The organism is Solirubrobacter phytolaccae (genome assembly GCF_027587195.1).
Taxonomy (GTDB): Bacteria; Actinomycetota; Thermoleophilia; order Solirubrobacterales; family Solirubrobacteraceae; genus Solirubrobacter; species Solirubrobacter phytolaccae.
Genome location: NZ_JAPDDP010000002.1, coordinates 188,410 through 206,243, shown reverse-complemented (window position 1 = coordinate 206,243; position 17,834 = coordinate 188,410). Strand labels below are relative to the sequence as shown.

Below are 17,834 nucleotides of genomic sequence, written 5' to 3'. Positions count from 1 at the left end.
TAGCGATCCACGATCGTGGCGAACGCGCGCTCGTCACCGGCCCGCGTGAGCGCCACCAATCGGCCCGCGGCGGCGGCGGCGGCCGGTGGCGCGGCGGCGGCGACCGGTCGTGGCGGCGGCGGTCGTGGCGCGGCGGGTCGTGGGCGGAGTCGCTTCCAGCAGGGCGGCAAGTTCGAGCCGCCCGAGGACGACTCGGATCTTGCCGCGCAGGCCGACGACTCGCCCGAGGTCACGGCGCTGCTCGATCAGGTGCGCGAGCGGCGGCGGAGCGTTCGCGAGGGCCGGAAGATGGTCGCCGAGGCCGTCTCCGACGCCGCGGACACCGAGGGCGCGCGGCTCAAGCAGGCGGCAGCGCGCACGGCGTCCGCGATCACGGGCGCCGTCGGCAAGCACCAGCGGGACGTGTCGGCGGCGGGGACGGCGCAGCAGGGCGTCGTCAAGGGTGCGTTCTCCCGTGCGCAGGGCAGCGTGTCTTCGGCGGTCGCGGGCGCGAGAGGGAAGGTCACCAGCGCGGGCGCGGCGGCGAGCGGCCAGGTCAAGTCCTGGCAGGGCACGGCGAAGGGCAAGGCGCAGAGCTCGGTCACCGAGGCGGCGGGCGACGCGACGCAGGCCGGCACGCAGTTCGCGGGCCAGGGCCGCGCCGCGGGTGAGGCGACGACCGGCAAGGTCACGGGCTCGATCAACTCCACGGCGGGCGCGATCCAGGGCCAGGCCGGCGGGGGCGGCGGCGCGAACGAGGCCGCGGCCAAGGGCAACGCCGAAGTCGCCTCGCGCGTGTCCAGCGAGACGTCCGGCAAGGTCCGCTCGCAGGGCGCGGGCGTCATCTCGGGCGTGCGCGGCGAAGGCACGAAGATGGCGACGGCCTTCCAGGCCAAGGGCAAGGAGGCGGCGCAGAGCATCAAGTCGACGCTGCCCGCGGCGGTGTCGGCGATCAGCGGGCTCGCGTCGTCCGCCACGGGCGCGGTCAAGAAGGGCGTCAGCGGCGGCAACGCGGCGCTCGGCCAGGTGCAGTCCGGCGCCAAGGGCTCACTCTCCTCGCAGCAGGGAGGCGCGCAACGCGGCATCGCGTCCACGGTCTCCTCGGCCAAGGCGGGACTGGCGCAAGCGGGCAAGGCGGCGCAGACCGCCGTCAAGCAGCAGCACAGCGCCGCCACGAAGGCGCTCAAGACCAACGCCGCGCGCCTCAAGCGCCAGCTCAAGCGCGCGCAGATCACCCGCGAGGACGCCCCGGAGGCGATCGCGGACATCCGCAAAGACCTCAAGGGCCTGTCCTCCAAGGGCATCGTCGCGGGCGGCAAGGTCGCCAAGAAGGCCACGCACGCCGCCGGCAACGCGGCGAAGGGCGCCAAGTCGGGCATGGCCGGCCAGGCCGGCTCCGCCGCGTCCGGCGCCTCCTCCACGGCCGCCGGCGCGGCCGGCACCGCCTCGTCCACAGCGGCCGGCGTGTCCGGTCAGGTCAAGAGCACGGCGCAGTCCGCGACGCAGACCGGCAACAAGACGATCAGCCAGTTCTCGAGCAAGGTCAAGGCGTCGGCGGGCAAGGTCAAGGGGAAGTTCAGCTCGGGCCTGTCCGGCGCGAAGGGCAAGCTCGACGCGACGGCCGGCAAGGTCCAGAGCGGCACGCAGCAGATCCCCGGCCAGAGCTCGGGCAAGATCAGCCAGGGCCAGGCGAAAGTCAACGCGGAGGCGTCGAAGGAGCCGCCGAAGGACGACAGCCTGTGGGGCAAGGTCAAGAGCGCCGCGAAGGCGGCGTGGAACGCGCTCAAGGCCGCGTTCGAGTTCGTCACCAAGCTGCTGAGCGACCCCGGCTTCTGGGTCAGCCTCGTCGTCGCGGTGGCGCTCACGGCGCTCGTCATCGGCACCGGCGGCCTGGCCGCGGGCATCGTCGCCGCGATCGTGATCGGCGCGATCAGCAGCGGCGCCGGCCAGGTCGTCACCAACCTCGCGTCGGGCAAGAAGTGGAACGAGGGCCTCGTCCAGGCGGTCGCGTTCGGCGCGATCGGTGGCGCCGTCTTCGGCCCGCTCGGCGGCAAGATCGCCGGCGCGATCGGCTCGAAGGTGATGTCCACGACCGCGGGCAAGGCCACCGCCGCCGCCGCGAGCCGTGTCTCCAGCCGGGTCGCCTCCAGCGCCGCCGGCCGCGCGGTCTCGGCGACCGCGCGCGGCGTCTCCCGAGGCGTGAGCGCGGCCAAGAGCGGCGCCCGCCGCGCGGCCTCGGCCGGCGCGAAGAAGGTCACCGCCGCCGGGCGCTCCGTGCGCAACGCGGTCCGCACCGGCGGCCGCCGCACGCCGAAACCGGCCGCACGTGCCCGTGCCCCGAAGCCTGGGACGGCCGCCAAGCCCAAGCCCAAGGGCCGGACGACCTCGAAGGGCAAGACGCGGGCCAAGGCCAAGCCGAAGCCCAAGGCGGGCGGCAAGTCCAAGCCGGCCGCCAAGCCGAAGCCGAAGCAGCGCCCGAAGGACCAGGCCGACGGCGCGAAGCCGGACGCGAAGCCCCGGCAGCCGACCGTGGACGAAGGTCCCGAGATCCCGGTCGGGAAGACCCGGCAGAAGCTCAAGACCGAGGTCAAGGAAGACGGCGCGGACGTCCTCGCCTGCTCGGACATCTGCCGCCCGCTCGAGTCCAAGCTCAACGCGGCGATCGCCGGCTCCAAGGGCGACATCCGCGAGCGCCTGATGGCCCTGCGCAAGCGAGCGATCGAGCTCGAAAAGCGCATCGGGAAGAACAACGGCAAGGACATGCCGGAAGGGCCGCACCGGCTCGCCGAGCTGCGGCGGATCGGCGACGACCTGCGGGCGATCGGCAACAAGGACCCGAAGGTCGGCGAGCTGCTGGACACGCCGCCCGACTGGGGCAAGCTCGGCGTGACGGTCGGCGAGCCGAAGTTCATCCGGCCGGGCCAGGTCGACACGCTTGCCCTCAACGGCGACGACCAGGTGCTCTATGTCATGCGGGACAAGGCCAACGGGCAGATCCTGAAGGTCGGCAAGACGACCGGGGACACGATCGAAGGTCGCTTCGGCAAGTACGACCTGGCCGAGGGGAAGAACGGCATGCAGTTCGAGATGGAGATCCGCGTGGTCACCGTCCCGGACGGCAAGAAGGTCGAGTCGGTCGAGAAGGCGCTCCGGCAGCAGCTGGACTGGGGCGAGAGCGGCCGGCTGCCGTTCGACAACACGAAGGGCCACGCCAACGTCCCGCGGCTCGGGCGCGAAGGCCCGGGCATCCCGTACACGCGCCTGAACTCGAAGCTGCAGCAGAAGGGCTACCGCTGGGAGGGACGCGACCTCGTCGACGCCGACGGCGTGCCCGTGATGTTCCCGGCCATGCGTCCGCCGGACCAGGCGGAGCTGGTCGGCATCCTGGTGGCCAGTGAAGGTAATGTCGCGCGCGCCGCGCAGGGTGCCGGCGTGCGGGAGGAGACGTTCCGCGACTGGATGGCCAACCTCGGCGTGACCGCCGACTAGAGCGAAGGACGCAATGGACGAGAACGAGTTCTGGACGCTGGTCGACGCGGGGGTCGACGATCCCGGCGTGGTCGAGCAGCGGGTGAAGGGGATGTCCGAGCAGGAGCTCGTCGACTTCTACTGGCTCTATCAGGACCAGATCGACGAGCTGATGGACGACGAGTTCGCGGAGGTCTTCGGCGAGGACTACTCCGAGGGCCATCACGAGGACCTCGCGACGTGGGTGGTCCGTCAGGGCAAGGCGTACTTCGACGGCGTGGTCGCCGCGCCCGAGACGTTCCCGACCGAGCTGCCCAAGAGCACCGGGCCGTCCTACCAGACGCTCGTGACGCGGGAGTACAAGCCGCGCTACGGCAAGCTCATCCGGGGCCAGGACGACCCGCCGCCCGCCGACGCCTGATCTCCCGGGTAGGCTTTTTGGTCATGGCGACCCGTGAGCGTGTCCGTCTCCCGCCCTCCGTTTTCCGCCTGCCGGTGGAGAAGATCCGTGAGGGCTACTACTCCGACACCTACTTCAACCTGACGAAGCAGCTGCTGGAGGCCGACGACCACCACCCGCGGGTGCTGATGCAGGTCTTCCAGCGCAAGGAGTCGATCCTCGGCGGCGTCGACGAGGCGATCGCCGTGCTCAAGCAGGGCACCGGGCACTACGAGGGCGACGTCTGGGTCCCCACGTTCGACCAGCTCGAGGTCAAGGCGCTCCACGAGGGCGACGAGATCGAGCCGTGGGAGACCGTGATGACGATCGAGGGCGACTACGCGGAGTTCGCGCACCTGGAGACCGTCTACCTCGGCGTGATGGCGCGCCGCACGCTGATCATGCGCAACGTGCGCGAGGTCGTCGAGGCCGCGAACGGCAAGCCGATCCTGTACTTCCCCGCCCGCCACGACCACTGGCTCGTGCAGACGGGCGACGGCTGGTCGGCGCACATCGGCGGCTCGATCGGCGTCTCCACCGACGCGCAGGCCTCCTGGTGGGGCGGGCGTGGGATCGGCACCGTCCCGCACGCGCTGATCGCGGCCTACAACGGCGACACGGCGCTCGCCGCGAAGAAGTTCGCCGACCGCTTCAGCCGGGACATGAACGTCACCGTGCTCGTGGACTTCAAGAACGACAGCGTCAAGACCGCGCTCGAGGTCGCCGACGCGCTCGGCGAGGACCTGTGGGGCGTGCGCCTGGACACGTCGAACACGCTGGCCGACGAGTCGCTGCAGCGCCTCCACGGCGACGAGGCGCCCAAGGGCGTCGCCGCCGAGCTGGTGGAGCTGACCCGGTCCGAGCTGGACAAGCACGGCTACGGGAACGTGAAGATCGTCGTCTCGGGCGGCTTCAACGCCGACCGCATCCGCGCCTTCGAGGCCGCCAGCGTCCCCGTGGACTCTTACGGCGTCGGCTCCAGCCTCATCCGCGGCTCGAACGACTTCACCGCGGACGTCGTGCTCAACAACGGCCAACCCGCCGCGAAGGTCGGCCGCGAGTACCACCCGAACCCCCGCCTCGACGTCGTCAAATAAGCGGCACGAAGCGCACCCGCTCGAGCGTCGTGCGCTCGAAGCCGCGGGACGTGTGCTCGATCACGACCAGGCGCTGGTCGCCCTCCTCGACCGGCGCGACCAGTCGCCCGCCGCGCGTGAGCTGCTCCTGCAGCGCGGGCGGGATGGCCGCGGCGGCGGCCGCGACGTTGATCGCGTCGAAGGGCGCGGTCTCGGGCAGGCCGCGCGTGCCGTCGCCGACGAGCAGCGTGACGTTCGCCACCTCGGCCGCGGCGAGGTTCAACGCCGCCTGCTCGGAGAGTGCCGCGTGCCGCTCGACGCTCCACACGTGCGCGGTCAACCGCGCCAGGATCGCGGCGTGGTAGCCCGAGCCGGTGCCGATGTCCAGCACCCGCTCGTCCCCGCGCAGCCGCAGCAGCTCGCACATGCGCGCGACCACGAGCGGCTGGGAGATCGTCTGGTCGTTGCCGATCGGCAGCGGGATGTTCTCCCACGCGTCGCGGGCGAGCTTCGCGGGGACGAACCGGTCGCGCGGCACGGCGTGGACCGCGGCCAGCACGCGCTCGTCGGCGACGTGCGGGCGCAGCTGGGCCAGCAGCCGGTCGCGCCCCCGTCTCACGCCATTACGCCACCCGCGGCACGCACTTCGGAGAGTGCGCGTTCGGAGTCGCCGTCCTGCACTTCCACGCCGCGCACGGCCGTGGAGTCGACGGTCACCTGAAAGCCGGCGCGGAGCGCGTCCAGCGCGGTGTTCTTGACGCAGTAGTCCGTCGCCAGCCCGACGACCGTGACCTGCGTGATGCCACGCTCGCGCAGGATCTCCTCCAGGCCGGTGCCCTCGAAGCCGCTGTAGCCGTCGGTGTCGACGGCCTGGCCCTTGTCGACGATGACGTCGATGCGAGACCGATCCAGCGCGGGGTGCAGCTCCGCGCCGGGCGTGCCGGCGACGCAGTGCACGGGCCACGGACCACCCTGCTCGCTGAACGACCCGTGGTCGGCGGGATGCCAGTCGCGCGTGGCGACGACCAGCGCGTAGTCGCCGGACGCGGACAGCGCGTTGATGCGCTCGGCGATCTCGTCGCCGTGGGGAACCGCCAGGGCCCCGCCCGGCGTGAAGTCGTTCTGGAAGTCGACGATTACGAGTGCTCGCGCCATGAAGCCATGAACGTAGCGGCCACGTCCGACTCGCCGTGGCCGGCTTCGACGGCGCGCAACATCTGGTCGCGGACGAGCTTGGGCAGCGGCAGGTCGGGCGCGGCCTCGACGATCAGCCCCGCGTCCTTCGCGGCCAGCGCGAGCGGGAAGCTCGGCGGGAACTCGCGAGCGATCATCGGCTCGCCCTTGAGCCGGGCGTAGGGCGTGTCCATCAGGCCGCCCTCGATCATCTTCAGGAAGTCGCGCGGGTCCACGCCCAGGTGCTCGGCGAGCGCGATCGTCTCCGCCAGCGCCTCGACCAGCCCGAGCACCCACGAGTTGCCGACGAGCTTCATCCGCTGCCCGGCGCCGACCTCGTCCCCGAGGTCGATCACCTTGGCGGCGACGGCGTCGAAGACGTCCCCGAGCTGCTCGCGTCCGGGACCGCTCGCCAACACGGTGAGCTTGCCGTCCTCGGCCGGCTTGCGCGTGCCCATCACGGGCCCGTCCACGTAGGCGTCGCCGAGGGCGTCGGCCCAGTCGACGCCGACCGTGCTCGCCTGCCACCAGAGCGCGTCGTCGGAGACGAAGGCCTCCTGCATCACGGCCGCGACGGTCGGCCCGTCGGCCAGCATCGTGATCACGACCTCGGCGCCCTTCACGGCCCCGGCCGGCGAGTCGAAGACCGTCGCGCCCAGGCCCTGGGCCTTGGCGGAGGTGCGGTTCCAGGCACGGACCTCATGCCCCGCGGAGGCGAGGTTGCGCGCCATCGGCGCGCCCATGATGCCCGTGCCCAGGACCGCGACGATCATCAGAACCGGAGCAGTGCCCCGATCCCGCCCATCGGCTCCAGGTCGGTGTGGTGGCGGACGACCAGCGCGCTCGCGGACTGCTCGATCGCCTTCTCGATCGCCGGCTCGACGATGTCCGCGACCGGCTCACCGCCTTCCGCGTTGTCGGGCAGCAGCAGCCCGGCCTGGAAGTCCACACGCCCGCTCGCCCGGAAGTTCTCCGAGATCAGCAGCGTCTCCACGCGCGCCTGGTTCAAGGCGTCCAGCACCTCTTCGATGCCGGCCGCGCCGCGCCCGCCGGCGCCGACGCCCTGCTGGAGCCGGTCCAGCACCTCACGCTCGGAGCGCATGTTGTGCGCGGTGATCTCGGGGCGCGCCGCCGCGCACACGTCGTCCAGCGACGCGTTCTCGACGTCGACGTTGATCTTGCCCGCCGCCCGCTCGATCAGGTACGGGTGCAGCTTGCTCTTGAGCTCGGTGAGCAGCTCGCCGGGCACGCCGACGAGCACACGGTCCGCGCCCTGGGTCTTGTAGAGCTTGAACGCGAGGTCCGCGGCGTTCTGGAGGTGGTCGGAGACCTCTTTGTCGACGGAGCGCTGGTAGTTGGACTGCGACCAGCCGCCCTTGCCGTGCTGCTGGTGGACGTCGTCGACGAGCCGGTCGGTCTCCTCGAGCGCGTCGCCCGGCCCGAAGAACAGCCGCGCGGCGCGGCGGTTGACGAGCAGCACCATCCAGCGCTCGTCCGTGCCCTGCACCACGAGCGGCTCGACGAACGCGGTCCGGTCCAACACGACCTTGTTGTCGACGGGCCGCCGCAGCTTGATGACGTCCAGCAAGCCCTCGGAGCCACAGGCGTACACCGCGACCGCGCGCGTGCCGTTCTGGGCGATGTCCGAGCCCTCCAGCACCTCGCGCACCCGCTCGACGTCGTCCCGCAATCCCAATCGCTCGTCGTGCGTGAGCCCTTCGCTTTCGTCCACCTTGTGCGCGGCAGCGGTGATCACCGAGGTGATCGCCGATGATCGTGCCGCGGGCGTGGCGAACGAGGTCGGGTCCAGGTTCAGGAACACGGACAGCACGCGCCCCTGCTGAGGATGCACGGCGGAGAGCGCCCGGAGGCGGGCCTGCGTGATCGGTTCTGCCATATGTGTCGCGCCTACCCCACGTTTGCGGTGGCTGAACTCCGCGGCGTCAACACACGCACGCGGGTCTCATGAGCACCGGTCGTCGGACTCGCCTCGGGGACGACCCCGAGGCCTTCAAGCATCACGAAGAACGCTCGCGCCCACACGGATTCGGTGGTGCGGGAACGAACGTCGTCCCAGTCGATGCGCTCGCGCAGTGCGCGGGCGATGGCCAGCAACGACTCGTAACGCAGCGAGTGCTCATCCAGAGCCATGAGCTTCGTCACGAGCACGTCTTCTAGCGCCATCACGCGCATCTCCATGCCAAGCACTGACATTACCTCTCCCCGCTCGATCAGCGCGTCGTCGACCGGCGTGCCCTTCGGGTGGTGGATCAGATCGACGAGCGTCTCGCCGTCCCAGACCTTCGCCAGCCACTCCTCGGGCGGGTCCTCGTAGCGCATCCCGATCTCGCCGAGGGCCGCGACGGCCCGCTCGACGTCGTCCGGCTTGACCATCAGATCGAGGTCGTGCCGGGTCTCGGGGCCACCGCGCGCCCAGCTCGCCAGGCTGCCGCCCAGCAGGAACGGGACGTCGGCTTCGCGCAGCGCGGCTGCGGACCGCTTCAACGAGCTCTCGAGGTCCGAGAACGGGCTCTCCTCATCCGTGGACATGTGAACGGGCTACCCGTCGCCTGGGATCGGGTAGCCGGTTTGGATATGAGCTCGACCATCGCCACCGACGGTCGCCCCGCCGTACATCGCGAGGAGTGCCGGATCCGGATCGCTGCCGCCGGGGATATCCACTACGGCGAGCGTGACGACGATCGCGAGCGTGCACACGCCACGTTCGCCGCGCTCGAGGATCGGGTCGACGTGATCCTGCTGGCCGGCGACCTGACCACCCACGGGGAGCCGTACCAGGCGCAGATCGTCGCCGACGCCGTGCGCGACGTCGGCGTTCCCGTGCTGACGGTGCTCGGCAACCACGACTGGCACGTGGACCGCGCCGACGAGTTCAAGGCCGTCCTGCAGGAGGCCGGCGTGATCGTGCTCGACAAGGAGCACTCGCACGAGACCCTCGAGCTGTGCGACACCCAGGTCGGGATCGCGGGCGTGAAGGGCTTCATGGGCGGCTTCCCCGGCACGCACCTGCCCGACTTCGGCGAGCCGTCGCTGCGCGGCGTCTACCGCGAGAGCGTCGAGGAGGCCGAGGCGCTGGACGCCGGCCTGCGCGCGATCGCGATGTGCCCGTTCCGGATCGTGCTGATGCACTACGCGCCGACCACGCAGACGCTGGTCGGCGAGCGCGAGGCGATCTGGACGTTCCTGGGCACGGACCGGCTCGCCCCGCCGATCCTCGAGCACAACCCGGACATGGTCCTGCACGGCCACGCGCACGCGGGCACGTTCGAGGGCCGCCTCGGCGAGGTGCCGGTCTACAACGTCAGCGTCCCCGTGCTGGGCGAGGACTTCTGGGTCTTCGAGCTCGCCGGCGAGCGCCGGCGAGTCCCCTCAGAAGTCCACTAAGAAGGCTTCGTCACGTCGCGCAGATCGGGCTCCACGCCTTCCGGCGTGGGGTCCGCGTTGCCGTCGGTGGTCGCGTCCGCGTCGTCGCCCGCGCTGAGGTCGATGCCCTCGGCCGTCGCGGGGGAGTCGTCGCCGGTGGTGCGTCCCGTCGTGCCGTCGTCGTCGGTGTCGCTGGGCACGATGCCCTCGTCGGCGACCTCGGCCCACTCGCCCTTGTTCTCGTCCATGCGTTGTGCGTTACCCGCGACCGGGCCAGGAGACGCCGCGGCCCTTCAGGTTCGCCGTGATGTACGGCGGGTCGCTGCCCTCCGGCAGGTAGAGCAGCCACTGCGGCGTGCCCTCGATCGGCTGCGGGCGCAGGATCGCGTACATCGCGCCCTTGAGCCCCTTGGCGTACTTGCTCTTGGCCATCCGCTCGACCGCCCTGGCGTCCACGCGCGACAGCGGGATCGACGTGGTCTGCGCGCCGTTGAGCGCGTTCACGTCGCGGCTGGTGAGCTCGGCGTCGAACCCGAACTGGAGGCTGACCGCGCGGCCGCCCTTCTCGACCTGCACGGACGCGCGCTCGGGCCAGAGGGTGAGGTCGAGCAGGCGGCTGCCTTCCTTGGCGGCCGCGTCGAGCACCTTCTGGAGGTTCTTCGCGCGCAGCAGCGAGTCCGGCGCGCCGCCGAGCGGATCCGGGTTCTCCTCGCCGCTCAGGCGCAGGCCCGTGCCGTTGAGGTTGGCGACGAAGCTGTCGGGCTCCCCGCGCAGCATGTAGACGGTCCACTGGCGGTTGCCGCCGTACAGCGTCACGTTCTTGACCGGCTCGCCGGTCTCCTTCACCGCCGCCTCGCGCAGCACGTCGAGCGCCGCGGGGTCGATCTTGCTGACGGGGATCGTGCCGGTGGGGAGCGCGTCGCCGAACTCGTTCTTCTCGGAGTTCCCGTTGGCGTCGATCCGGATCGAGACGCGCCGGCCGTCGACGACGCCGGTGGCGGTGGCCTCGAGCAGCTCCACGTTGAGGTTCGAGATGCGGCCGTCGGGCCCGAGGTCGCGCTCGAGCGCCTCCACCACGCGGGCGAAGTTGCGGCTCTCCAGCAGGTTGCCGTCGATCGCCGTGGTGCCGCGGCCGTAGGAGTTCGAGAGGTCGCCGGGCCCGACCTCGCGCATGAGGAGGAAGCCGCCGTAGGCGCCGGCGACGGTGGCGATGAGGCCGAGCAGGACCGCGAGCGTGCGCATGCTCAGAGCTCCGAGAGGATGCGCTTGCGCTGCTCGTCGTAGGCCGCGTCGTCGAGCAGCCCGGACTGCTTGAGCTGATCGAGCTGGCGCAGCCGCGCGGCGACGTCCTCGGCGTCCTTGGGCGTGCTCCGCTGCCACTGCGTCGCGGGCGCGTCGAAGGTCGGCGGGGTCGCGGCGGTCGCGGGCTCAGGCGCGGTGAACGTCTGCGCCATCTGGGGGGTGATGACCACCCCGCGCGAGCGTCGGCGACCGAGGAACGGGACGGCGAACAGAACCAGCGGCGCGGCGACGACCGCGACGATCTCCAGCCCGGGGCGCGTGTCGGTCTCATTGAGGTCCATGAAGCCGAGGAGGACCCCCGCGCAGACGGCGATGATCGCGGGGATGATGAACCGCACGAGCGAGCTGGCCAGCGCGGCGCCGCCGAGCGCCGCGAACGAGCCCAGCACCATCAGCACGATCATCGGCCCGAATCCGTCCGGGCATGGCGCGCCGAGCACGTTGCCGTACTCGTCGGTGCCGCAGCTGCCGTTCTCGATCGCCTGGGCGATCCCGTAGGTCAGCAGCGTCAGCCCACCGGCCGCCGCTCCCATCCCGATCGTCGTTCTCACAAGCACGCGGCGATCGTATGGGGCGTCCGGGAGCCCGCGCCAGTGGGGGAACCGAACCATCGTCGGGGGTGGCCCGTCGCGTTGCCGCACGCCCACACACCACTTAGGGAGCCCTTACACGGTTTCGGGGGTAGGCTCATTGACACGAAAATCCACTCCTACGGGAGCTTTGAAACCGTGTCAGACAATTCGTTCAACGCCAAGGCCGATCTTGAGGTCGGCGGGCGTTCATATGAGATTTACCGCCTGGATGCGCTCCAGGAGAAGTTCGACGTCGCGCGCCTGCCGTTCTCGCTGAAGGTGCTCTTGGAGAACCTCCTGCGCACCGAGGACGGCATTTCGGTGCGCAAGGCGGACATCGAGGCGCTCGCCAGCTGGGATCACAACGCGGAACCCTCCAAGGAGATCGCGTTCACCCCCGCGCGCGTGGTGATGCAGGACTTCACCGGCGTGCCGGCGATCGTGGACCTCGCGGCGCTGCGCGACGCGATGTCCGACCTGGGTGGCGATCCGGCGAAGATCAACCCGCTGGTCCCGGCTGAGCTGGTCATCGACCACTCGGTCCAGGTCGACGCCTTCGGCACCCGCGAGGCGCTGCGCTTCAACACCGAGCGCGAGTACGAGCGCAACCAGGAGCGCTACGAGTTCCTGCGCTGGGGCCAGACGGCCTTCGAGGGCTTCGTGGTCGTCCCGCCGGAGACCGGCATCGTCCACCAGGTCAACCTCGAGTACCTCGCGCGCACCGTGTTCGAGAAGGACGGGGTCCTGTACCCCGACACGCTCGTGGGCACCGACTCGCACACGACGATGATCAACGGCCTGGGCGTCCTGGGCTGGGGCGTCGGCGGCATCGAGGCCGAGGCCGCGATGCTCGGCCAGGCGATGTCGATGCTGATCCCGCGCGTGGTCGGCTTCAAGCTCGAGGGCGAGCTGCCCGAGGGCGCGACCGCGACCGACCTCGTCCTCACGATCACCCAGATGCTGCGCGAGCACAAGGTGGTCGGCAAGTTCGTCGAGTTCTACGGCGCGGGCGTGACCAACACGCCGCTCGCCGACCGCGCGACGATCGGCAACATGTCGCCCGAGTTCGGCTCCACGTGCGCGATCTTCCCGATCGACGCCGAGACGATCCGGTACATGCGCTTCACGGGGCGCTCCGAGGAGCAGTGCGAGATCACCGAGGCCTACGCGCGCGCCCAGGGGCTGTGGCACGACGAGCACGCCGAGGAGCCGACGTACTCCGAGACGCTCGAGCTGGACCTGAGCACGGTCGTCCCGTCGCTCGCCGGCCCCAAGCGCCCGCAAGACCGCGTCATCCTCACCGAGTCCAAGTCCGCCTTCCGCGGCGCGCTGGAGGACATCCTCCCGCAGCCGGAGGCCGATCACACCGACGGCGGCACCGACGTCGACGAGGAGGTCGCGGAGTCGTTCCCGGCCTCCGACCCGCCGGCGCACAACGGCAACGGCTCCGGCCACGACGACTCCGAGGATCCGCACGAGGGTTCCCGCGTGCAGGTCGCCGAGCGTGTCGAGAAGGCCGTGCCGTTCACGATGGCGGACGGCACGGAGACCGAGCTCGACCACGGTCACGTCGTGATCGCCGCGATCACCTCCTGCACGAACACGTCGAACCCGTCCGTGATGCTCGCCGCCGGCCTCGTGGCCCGCAAGGCGCGTGCGCGTGGCTTGAAGGCCAAGCCGTGGGTGAAGACCTCGCTCGCGCCGGGCTCGAAGGTCGTCATGGAGTACTACGAGCAGGCCGGCCTGGTCGAGGACCTGGAGTCGCTCGGCTTCCACCTCGTCGGCTTCGGCTGCACGACGTGCATCGGCAACTCCGGCCCGCTGCCGCAGGAGGTCTCGGACGTCGTCAACGCCGAGGACCTCGCGGTCGTGTCGGTGTTGAGCGGCAACCGCAACTTCGAGGGGCGCATCAACCCCGACGTGAAGATGAACTACCTGGCGTCGCCGCCGCTGGTGGTCGCCTACGCGATCGCGGGCACGATGGACATCGACCTGCTCGACCAGCCGCTCGGCGAGGGCTCGGACGGCGAGGACGTCTACCTCAAGGACATCTGGCCCACGACCAAGGAGGTCGCGGACCTCGTCGAGGGCTCCGTCAGCGAGGAGATGTTCAAGAAGTCCTACGAGTCGGCCTTCGAGGGCGACGAGCGCTGGCGCAACCTCGAGATCCCCGAGGGCGACCGGTTCGCGTGGGACGAGCGCTCGACCTACGTGCGCCGCCCGTCCTTCCTGGAGGACATCCCGAAGGAGCCGATCGCGCCCGAGGACATCCAGGGCGCGCGCGTGCTGGCCAAGCTCGGCGACAGCGTCACGACCGACCACATCTCGCCCGCCGGCGCGATCAAGAAGGGCACGCCGGCGGCGGAGTACCTCAACGCGAACCACGTCGAGCAGAAGGACTTCAACTCCTACGGCTCGCGGCGCGGCAACCACGAGGTGATGGTCCGCGGCACGTTCGCGAACATCCGCCTGCGCAACCAGCTGGCGCCGGGCACGGAGGGCGGCTTCACCCGCCACCAGCCGTCCGGCGACGAGACGACGATCTACGACGCCTCGATCCGCTACGCGGAGGACGAGGTGCCGCTGCTCGTCCTCGCGGGCAAGGAGTACGGCTCGGGCTCGTCGCGTGACTGGGCGGCCAAGGGCACGAAGCTGCTCGGCGTACGCGCCGTGATCGCCGAGTCCTACGAGCGCATCCACCGGTCCAACCTGGTCGGCATGGGCGTGCTCCCGCTGCAGTACCTGGACGGCGACAGCGCCGAGTCGCTGGGCCTGACGGGCGAGGAGGAGTTCTCGATCACCGGTGTCGAGGGTGGCGAGGCCAAGGAGGTGACCGTGCGCGCCGACGACAAGGAGTTCAAGGTGCGGGTGCGCATCGACACTCCCAAGGAAGTCCAGTACTACCAGCACGGCGGCATCCTGCCGTTCGTGCTCCGACAGCTCCTGGCGGCCTAGATGGCGCTCCCGGAGACTTTGCGCCGGCTGCTGACCGCAGCCGGCCCGTCCGGGTACGAGCAGGCGCCCGCGGCCGTGTTCCGCGAGGCGGCGTCGGCGTTCGCCGAGGTGACTCACGACACGGTGGGCTCCACGGTGGCGCGCGTGCCCGGCACCGGCGGCGGCAAGTCCGTCGCGGTCGTCGGCCACATCGACGAGATCGGCCTGATCGTCCATCACATCGACGACGACGGGTTCCTGTGGTTCACGGGCGTCGGCGGCTGGGACCCGATCGTGCTCGTCGGCCAGCGCGTGGAGGTCTCGACGCGCGAGGGCAAGGTCTTCGGGGTGGTCGGCAAGAAGCCGATCCACCTCATGAAGGACGAGGACCGCAAGAAGGTCCCCGAGCTCAAGCACCTGCACATCGACATCGGCGCCGCCTCGGGTGAGGCGGCGCGGGCGCTCGTGCGGATCGGTGACGTCGCGGTGATCGCCGGCGATCCGGTCGAGCTGCCCGGCGGGCGCTACGTCTCGCGTTCGATGGACAACCGCATCGGCTGCTTCGTCGCCTACGAGGCGGCGCGGCTCGTCGCCGAGGCCGGCGGCGCGCCGGGTGACGTGTACGCGGTCGCGGTCGCTCAGGAGGAGATCACCTTCGGCGGCTCGCGCACGACCGCGTACTCGCTGCGCCCGGACGTGGCGATCGCGGTCGACGTGACCTTCGCGACCGACCAGCCGGGCCTGTCCGAGCAGGAGCTCGGGCGCCACCGGTTCGGCAGCGGCGCCGTGATCACGCGCGGCTCGACGCTGGACCCGACCGTGTTCGAGCTGCTGCACGAGACCGCCGAGGCCGAGGACATCCCGTTCACCGTGGACGCCTCGGCGCGCGGCACGGGCACCGACGCCGACGCGATCCACATCTCTCGCGGCGGCATCCCGACCTCGGTCATCTCGGTGCCGTTGCGGTACATGCACTCGCCGGTGGAGATGGTGCAGCTGAGCGACGTCGAGGCGGCCGCCAAGCTGATCGCCAAGTTCGCGCTGCGCCTGCCGGTGGACGTGGACTTCAAGCGCTGAGCGGCTTGCTCCTCCTGCTCTTCGACATCGACGGCACGCTGCTCCAGCGCGCCTCGCACGAGCACGCGATCGCGCTGCGCACCGCAGCCGGTCGCGTGCACGGCGTCGACCTGTCGGTCGTGGACGCGGTGGAGTACGCGGGGCGCACGGATCGCGCGATCACGCGCGATCTGCTCACCGCCGCGGGCGTCAGCGAGGTCGACGAGGCGTGGGTCGACGAGACCGTGGCCGAGTACGAGCGGCTCTGCCCGCCGGACCTGAGCGCGAAAGTCGCGCCGGGCATGGTCGAGTTGCTGGACGCGCTGGCGGCGCGGCCCGACGAGTTCCGGTTGTCGTTGGTGACGGGGAACCTGGAGGCGGTCGCGCGGCGGAAGCTCGCCGCGGCCGGCATCGGGCACTACTTCGAGCCGGGCCAGGGCGGGTTCGGCTCAGACCACGAGGAGCGGGGCGAGCTGCCGGCGATCGCGCGTGGGCGTGCTTCAGATCCTGCGTGGCCGCGTGAGCGGACGGTCGTGATCGGTGACACGCCGCGGGACATCGCCTGTGCCCGCGTGGACGAGGTTCGCGTGGCGGCGGTGGCGACTGGGCCGTATACGGTCGAAGCGTTGGCTGATGCGGACGCCGTGGCTGATGATGCGCGGGCGTTGCTGCCAGTGTTCGAAGACTGGCTGTAACGGCGAGCACACCGTCGGGCGCCGCGTCAAGAAATTCGCGCTTCGCATGCGAATTTCTTGACCCGTCGCGGCCGGTGCGCTCTTGTGCAGATGAGCCGGGTTCCCCGGACTGTGGAACGCGTTGCGTTCCCCGTCGGGCATTCGCTCGGGCCGAAAGCGAAACGAACATCGTCCTGCGACGTCATCCGTCACTTGACGCCCCTGAGGGGGGTCAACTGACGGATCACCCTGACGGCACGTGCGCGGCGCCCGCGGGTGTGATCAGCCGTTAGCCGTTCACGCGGCCACGCGCGGCACGACCAAGACCGTCGCGAACGGCGTCTCGCCCGGCCGCTTGCGGACCCGGGTCACGTAGATCGCGTCCGACGTCCCCGCGGTCGTGGTCAGCGTGTCCTGCACGCCGGCCGGCGGGCGCTCCCACAGGGGCTTGTTGATGTGGCCCTTCGCCGGGAAGCGGTTCGGCTCGTGGCCGGCGTCGCGGCGGGCGGTGGGGTAGGTGCCGTAGATCGCCGCGTCGCTGGACACCCGCTGCGGGCGGAGGCGGCCGACGCGGACCTGCTGACGGGTGTAGGTCGCGCGTACGTAGGTGAGCTCGAGCCCGACGATCGACGGGCCGCGCAGCTGGGCGCGGGCCTCGCGGCGGAGCATCGTGCGCACGCCGGTGGCGAGGTCGAGGGACTCGATCCGGCCGTCGACGTCGTAGACGAGGAGGTTGCCGCTCAGCGCCGGGCGGCCGATCCGGCCCACGACGGCCTGGCGGGGCCTGAGCTCGGCGAGCGACGCGGCCCACAGCTCGGTGCCCTGGCGCCAGACGACGAAGGTGCTCGAGACCGCGACGCTGTCCGCGGCCGGGGCGGAGATCGCGTGCGCGGCGTCGATGATCACGTGGCCCTGCTCGATCCAGGCGGTGTGGCCACCGCCGACGGCGGGATGGTTGCCGGTCACGGGCGGCCGGTTGACGGTCGGGCCGCGCAGCTCGCCGACGCCGCCCGGGCGGTGGAGCGCGAGTGTCTGGCCGTCCACGCTCGGGTCGGCGAAGCCGATCGCGGCGGCGGACACCTGCGCCTGCGCCGGAGCGGCGAACAGCGCGACCGCGACGACGGCCAGCGCGGCGGCGTCCGCGAGCCGCAGGCCGCGCAGGATCCGCGGCTGCTCGGCCATCGCGGCGTGGGCGGCACCACCGCCGAACGGGGCGAGGATCACGACGGGCAGCGTCCGGCCGACGCCGAAGGCCAGGCCGATCACCAGCCCGAGCTCGGGGTCGCCGAGCGCGACGGACACGCCCGCGAGCGCCCACACGGCGAAGGTGAGGATGAAGGTCGTGAAGCCGAGCCCGAGCAGCACGCCGTACAGGCCGGCGGCCAGCGGCACGGGCATGACCCGCCGCCAGGACTCCGGCACCTGGCGCCGGACCTGCGGCATGATCCGCGCCCCGCGCGCCTCACCGGCGGCCGCGGCCAGCGCGATCAGCGCGGCGATCGCGGGCGCCGCGGCGCCGAGCCAGGAGCCAAGTAGCGCGAGCCCGCCGAACGTGACCACGCCGCCGCCGAGCGCGCCGAGCGCGAACGTCGTGCACGCCACGACCGTGACCCGCATCCGTCCGGCGTAGCCCGAGGGCGCCAGCGTCTCCACCATCGAGAACCCGCACGGCGACCACGCGCCAGTGACGCCGGCGACGAGCGCCAGCGCGATCAACGTCACTTCGACCATTGTCGATCAGCTTACGGAGCGATCCTGAGTTCACGCCCAGGTAACC

At 71.2% G+C, this 17,834-nt stretch carries 16 protein-coding genes; 7 read left to right on the top strand and 9 right to left on the bottom strand.

Annotated elements, in window-relative coordinates; translation table 11 throughout:
• Window positions 1-45: 45 nt before the first annotated feature.
• The 3 genes from OJ997_RS01985 to OJ997_RS01975 are packed head-to-tail and all read left to right on the top strand — an operon-like array spanning window position 46 to window position 4,983.
• Window positions 46-3,468, top strand: coding sequence for an MFS transporter (locus OJ997_RS01985; protein ID WP_270023316.1), 3,423 nt, complete (start codon window positions 46-48; stop codon window positions 3,466-3,468).
• A gap of 13 nt (window positions 3,469-3,481) precedes the next feature.
• Window positions 3,482-3,868 carry a DUF4240 domain-containing protein gene (locus OJ997_RS01980; protein ID WP_270023315.1) on the top strand — a complete coding sequence of 129 codons (387 nt, stop codon included), beginning with the start codon at window positions 3,482-3,484 and terminating at the stop codon, window positions 3,866-3,868.
• 23 nt (window positions 3,869-3,891) lie between these two features.
• Complete coding sequence (locus tag OJ997_RS01975) at window positions 3,892-4,983, top strand: nicotinate phosphoribosyltransferase (RefSeq protein ID WP_270023314.1); 1,092 nt, start codon at window positions 3,892-3,894, stop codon at window positions 4,981-4,983.
• On the opposite strand, the gene OJ997_RS01970 is transcribed toward OJ997_RS01975, so the two are convergent.
• The 5 genes from OJ997_RS01970 to OJ997_RS01950 are packed head-to-tail and all read right to left on the bottom strand — an operon-like array spanning window position 4,976 to window position 8,685.
• On the bottom strand, window positions 4,976-5,581 hold the full coding sequence (locus OJ997_RS01970; protein ID WP_270023313.1) for a protein-L-isoaspartate(D-aspartate) O-methyltransferase: 606 nt from the start codon (window positions 5,579-5,581) through the stop codon (window positions 4,976-4,978). The genes OJ997_RS01975 and OJ997_RS01970 overlap by 8 nt on opposite strands.
• Window positions 5,578-6,117 carry a nicotinamidase gene (locus OJ997_RS01965; RefSeq protein WP_270023312.1) on the bottom strand — a complete coding sequence of 180 codons (540 nt, stop codon included), beginning with the start codon at window positions 6,115-6,117 and terminating at the stop codon, window positions 5,578-5,580. Before OJ997_RS01965 ends, OJ997_RS01970 begins: the two co-directional genes overlap by 4 nt.
• Entirely contained in the window at window positions 6,099-6,908 is an 810-nt protein-coding gene (locus OJ997_RS01960) for an NAD(P)-dependent oxidoreductase (RefSeq protein WP_270023311.1), read from the bottom strand. Before OJ997_RS01960 ends, OJ997_RS01965 begins: the two co-directional genes overlap by 19 nt.
• Entirely contained in the window at window positions 6,908-8,032 is a 1,125-nt protein-coding gene (locus tag OJ997_RS01955; protein WP_270023310.1) for a baeRF10 domain-containing protein, read from the bottom strand. The genes OJ997_RS01960 and OJ997_RS01955 overlap by 1 nt, the downstream gene beginning before the upstream one ends.
• A gap of 11 nt (window positions 8,033-8,043) precedes the next feature.
• Window positions 8,044-8,685 (bottom strand): nucleotidyltransferase, encoded by a 642-nt coding sequence (locus OJ997_RS01950; protein ID WP_270023309.1) that lies wholly within the window; start codon window positions 8,683-8,685, stop codon window positions 8,044-8,046.
• Between the two features lie 45 nt (window positions 8,686-8,730).
• On the opposite strand from OJ997_RS01950, the gene OJ997_RS01945 reads away from it, so the two are divergent.
• Window positions 8,731-9,540 (top strand): metallophosphoesterase family protein, encoded by an 810-nt coding sequence (locus tag OJ997_RS01945; RefSeq protein WP_270023308.1) that lies wholly within the window; start codon window positions 8,731-8,733, stop codon window positions 9,538-9,540.
• Here the strand turns inward: OJ997_RS01945 and OJ997_RS01940 are convergent.
• The 3 genes from OJ997_RS01940 to OJ997_RS01930 are packed head-to-tail and all read right to left on the bottom strand — an operon-like array spanning window position 9,537 to window position 11,378.
• A complete protein-coding gene (locus tag OJ997_RS01940) occupies window positions 9,537-9,767 on the bottom strand; it encodes a hypothetical protein (RefSeq protein ID WP_270023307.1) in 231 nt (76 codons plus the stop codon). The two genes, OJ997_RS01945 and OJ997_RS01940, sit on opposite strands and share 4 nt — an antisense overlap.
• A gap of 10 nt (window positions 9,768-9,777) precedes the next feature.
• Window positions 9,778-10,761 (bottom strand): hypothetical protein, encoded by a 984-nt coding sequence (locus OJ997_RS01935; RefSeq protein ID WP_270023306.1) that lies wholly within the window; start codon window positions 10,759-10,761, stop codon window positions 9,778-9,780.
• Between the two features lie 2 nt (window positions 10,762-10,763).
• Window positions 10,764-11,378: a hypothetical protein gene (locus OJ997_RS01930; protein WP_270023305.1), complete on the bottom strand. Its 615-nt coding sequence runs from the start codon at window positions 11,376-11,378 to the stop codon at window positions 10,764-10,766.
• A gap of 171 nt (window positions 11,379-11,549) precedes the next feature.
• Between OJ997_RS01930 and OJ997_RS01925 the strand changes: the two genes are divergently transcribed.
• The 3 genes from OJ997_RS01925 to OJ997_RS01915 are packed head-to-tail and all read left to right on the top strand — an operon-like array spanning window position 11,550 to window position 16,078.
• Window positions 11,550-14,348 carry an aconitate hydratase gene (locus OJ997_RS01925; protein ID WP_270023304.1) on the top strand — a complete coding sequence of 933 codons (2,799 nt, stop codon included), beginning with the start codon at window positions 11,550-11,552 and terminating at the stop codon, window positions 14,346-14,348.
• Complete coding sequence (locus OJ997_RS01920; protein WP_270023303.1) at window positions 14,349-15,404, top strand: M42 family metallopeptidase; 1,056 nt, start codon at window positions 14,349-14,351, stop codon at window positions 15,402-15,404.
• A 5-nt stretch (window positions 15,405-15,409) separates the two neighbouring features.
• Window positions 15,410-16,078, top strand: coding sequence for a haloacid dehalogenase-like hydrolase (locus tag OJ997_RS01915; RefSeq protein ID WP_270023302.1), 669 nt, complete (start codon window positions 15,410-15,412; stop codon window positions 16,076-16,078).
• Window positions 16,079-16,354: 276 nt separating this feature from the next.
• On the opposite strand, the gene OJ997_RS01910 is transcribed toward OJ997_RS01915, so the two are convergent.
• Window positions 16,355-17,788: a hypothetical protein gene (locus OJ997_RS01910; protein ID WP_270023301.1), complete on the bottom strand. Its 1,434-nt coding sequence runs from the start codon at window positions 17,786-17,788 to the stop codon at window positions 16,355-16,357.
• Window positions 17,789-17,834 lie beyond the last annotated feature (46 nt).